A 3,542-nucleotide genomic window follows, 5' to 3' on the forward strand; every position below is an offset into this window, starting at 1 on the left:
TTTAACCTCATTAAGACGCAGATTGAGACCACTCAACCACTGCGCTATTAATTAACAAACAATAATCTTAACTAAATTTATTAAGTTTATGCCCATCCTCTTTATCCTTTAATCTCTTTCATTTTGACATTCCGGACAAATGCCAAACATTTCCATACTGACACTACTTACTTGATAGCCTGTTGCTTTTTCGGCATCACCGATAAATGGTGTTAAATCGCGGTATGGAAAATCTTCCACACGACCACACTTTTCACAAATGATATGAAAATGTTGATTGCCTATAAAATCATAACGGCTAGTAATTCCAGCAAATTTCATTTCTTTAACATAGCCATGCTCAACTAAGGTACTTAAATTATTATACACCGTAGCTAAAGACATGCCTGGATAGTTCGGTAATAAATCATCATAAATCTCTTCTACTGTTGGATGAGAATGACTTTCAACCATATAAGTTAATATCGCGCGTCGAGGCTCTGTAATCCGAACATTTTTTTCTTTTAATTCTGCTAAAATTCGTTCAACGGTCTTACGCGCATCATCACTATGTGTTCTTGATAAATAGCTATGATGATCATTTGCATTATGAGTCATCTTTATGCGCCTCCTATTTTGTCTATTTATTTTATTATAGCATTCTGACCCCTATCTATAAAGCTTTTTTACCCACTTGTAATATTTTCGTTAATTTTACACTTTAGTTATTGGAAGTAATAAATTGATTATTGCTTTTGATTAGATAATCGTTCTAGTGCATTGTGAGTTAAACGATAATGTTGATGACATACCTCTTGATTGAAAAGACGATCATGCGACACAACAATCAAACACCCTTCAAAATTCTGAAAGATTTGCCGAACCTCTCTTTGTGACAAAGGTGAAAAATTACGCGTCGGCTCATCCACAATCAATACATTCACTTGATCCAAATCCATCTTCAATAATAATAACTTAGCTTTTTGACCACCTGATAATTCACCAATCGTATGATGCATTTCATCATAAGTAAACCGAATACTACCTAAAAATGTGGTCACTAAAGTGATTTCATCTTTCTCGTCACTACGTTTTAAAAATTCAATCGGCGTCTTATCATAAGGTAATACTTGACTATAATCTTGTGGCATATAACCGACTCTTAAATCGGTTCGCTTTATTAAATCTTGATAGATTTTTTTCAACAAAGTTGTTTTCCCAATGCCATTGGCACCGATAATACCAATTTTATCTTGTCCTTGAATCACTAATCCTAATTGCGAAATGTTACACTGTTGATTACTAAAGGATTGATCCTGATAATTAAGGACTATTTTCGAAGCTGTTAACGGTTGATGGCAACGGAGTTTAACTAGAATAGCTTCTTCTTTTACAGGTATTTCTTTAAATAATTCGGTCGACTTGTGTAATCGTTCTTGTGTGGCTAAAACATTTTTCATCTTTTTAGCAATCAACCTACCTGCTGTTGCATCATGGGTATTGCGAACTTGATGCTCCACCGCTTGATGAATTTGATGTTGTCGTTGCATTTGCTTCTTATGCTCTTCTCGTTGCTTAGTAGCGATTTGCAAATCTTTATCAAATTGTCTTTCTCTATTTTGAATAAAGGTATCATAATCAAGATTAACCAAAGTCGTTTTAGTCACTTTCTTATGATGTTGCGTCTCAAATAATATCAAGCGATTAGCGGTTTGTGTTAATAAAGTTTCATCATGTGAAATGAAAATAATTGTTTTTTCTGTATTTTTGATAAAATAGGTCAACCATTCAAGCGTTTCAAAATCCAAATCATTAGACGGTTCATCGAGCAAAATAAGTTGTGGATCACGTGCTAAAATTTTAATTAATTGCAGTTTTATTTTTTCTCCACCGGATAAACTACCTAACAACTGATGAGATCCAAAGCGATCGCTATCTAAACCTAATTGAGAAGCATATTGATAAAGTAAATTAAAATCAATTTGCTCTAAGGTACTCATATCAAACAAATAATTATTAATACTGACATCATTTAAAGATTCAGGCATTGTTTGTGGTAAATAGCCCATTAAAATGGTTTTATTTATCAACTGACCTGTCACTTCTGCATAATCTTCAATCAGTCTCATATCGTAAATAGCCTTTAACAATGTTGACTTGCCATTGCCTTCTTCACCAATCAATGCCAACTTATCTCCCGGATTGATTGTCACCGTTAAATTATCAATTAATACTCTAAAATCATAGCGATGCGTAATGGTAAATTTATTTAGTTGTAACATACAAATTCTCCTCTCAATTAACTGTCAATTACCAACTGAAAGACTAAGTAAGAAAAATTTGTACGCAAAAAGACACAATGATCCATCCAATAGTGCCTAAGTGCATACTAACCCCTGTCATTATTACAATCACAGTCTATTAGCTTACTTAGTTACTATTGAATCATCATTGTGTCGATCAACTCCTTAAATTATTACTAATAGTATAACATAAAGACTTATTAAAAAGCACTATTTTTTATATAAATCTTGCTTTTTCATCGTTGCTAACATATGCTTGACCACCGCATGATCATTAGCATCTCCTATTTGATTTTTAGCTACTTTTTTTGCTATTTCCTTCGCTGAAGACGGTGCATAAGAATGAATAAAATATTCCAGCATCTCCACGTCATTAGAATCATTACCATAAACTGCTACTCGATCAGGATGCACATTAATTTTTTTCAATAAGGCTAAAATACCTTGACGTTTATTCACATTTTGAGCCGTTATCTCAAAGTGGACTTCATCATTATAGGCAAAACTAAAATAATTTTGATTGGCTTCTAAATATTCTACCAATCGTTCATGTTCCTCAGCTAAATTCGTAATACATTCTAATTTTAAAATACTTTTTGTTTTTAAGAATTCATCATCCACACCATAGTGGAACTGTCCTACTAAAAGATTTAATAAAGCACGTCCAAAATTTTTAAAGGTTGGGGTATTTTTAAACCCCTTAAAAAAATGCTTAAAACGATTATGCTTTACATAAGCATGTTGCGCTGTTAAAAATTCAAAACTAATTTCAGGAAACATATCTTGAATTTCAATTACTTTATTTGGTTCGATAGCGCTAGTATCAATTATTTTACCTTTATTATCGATTACTAGTGCTCCATTCATAGCAATAATATACTGCGTATGCTTTAAAAATCCTAAGCCAAAACGTTGGTGGTTACGCATATGACGACCAGTCGCAACCGCAAAGCGATAGCCACGTCGATCCGATTCTTCAATCGCTTGATTAATGGTTTTATCAGCAATATGATATTTATTTAATAAAGTCCCATCTAAATCACTAATAAACATTCTAATCATTTGATAACCCCCTATTGATGCTTGCCTTTCCATTATACAAAATACCTCAGCACTTTACTATACGAAATCAACAAGTTATCTCGATTTCATTTACAAGCTGTCTGCTAAGGAAACCTCGGTATTAATACCTAGGAGGAATTAGCGAAATAGACAGCTATTTTTATTGATTTTACTAGGTTATCGTTTATGTTTTTACTA

General features: G+C 32.8%; 3 protein-coding genes. All 3 read right to left on the reverse strand.

Annotated features, from left to right (window positions below; all coding sequences use genetic code 11):
• Nucleotides 1–108: 108 nt before the first annotated feature.
• The 3 genes from B5D12_RS09960 to B5D12_RS09970 all read right to left on the reverse strand — a co-directional run bounded on the left by B5D12_RS09960 (nucleotide 109) and on the right by B5D12_RS09970 (nucleotide 3,344).
• Nucleotides 109–597: a Fur family transcriptional regulator gene (locus B5D12_RS09960; RefSeq protein ID WP_078756655.1), complete on the reverse strand. Its 489-nt coding sequence runs from the start codon at nucleotides 595–597 to the stop codon at nucleotides 109–111.
• Nucleotides 598–725: 128 nt separating this feature from the next.
• Nucleotides 726–2,261: an ATP-binding cassette domain-containing protein gene (locus tag B5D12_RS09965; RefSeq protein ID WP_078756656.1), complete on the reverse strand. Its 1,536-nt coding sequence runs from the start codon at nucleotides 2,259–2,261 to the stop codon at nucleotides 726–728.
• Between the two features lie 231 nt (nucleotides 2,262–2,492).
• Nucleotides 2,493–3,344, reverse strand: coding sequence for an HAD-IIB family hydrolase (locus B5D12_RS09970; RefSeq protein WP_159443926.1), 852 nt, complete (start codon nucleotides 3,342–3,344; stop codon nucleotides 2,493–2,495).
• Between the last annotated feature and the right edge of the window lie 198 nt (nucleotides 3,345–3,542).

The organism is Globicatella sulfidifaciens DSM 15739 (assembly GCF_900167405.1).
Classification (GTDB): domain Bacteria; phylum Bacillota; class Bacilli; order Lactobacillales; family Aerococcaceae; genus Globicatella; species Globicatella sulfidifaciens.

Bases quoted from the DNA above. Each gene is read 5' to 3' on its own strand.
- B5D12_RS09970 (WP_159443926.1), bottom strand. From the start codon at position 3,344: ATGATTAGAATGTTTATTAGTGATTTAGATGGGACTTTATTAAATAAA.
- B5D12_RS09965 (WP_078756656.1), bottom strand. From the start codon at position 2,261: ATGTTACAACTAAATAAATTTACCATTACGCATCGCTATGATTTTAGA.
- B5D12_RS09960 (WP_078756655.1), bottom strand. From the start codon at position 597: ATGACTCATAATGCAAATGATCATCATAGCTATTTATCAAGAACACAT.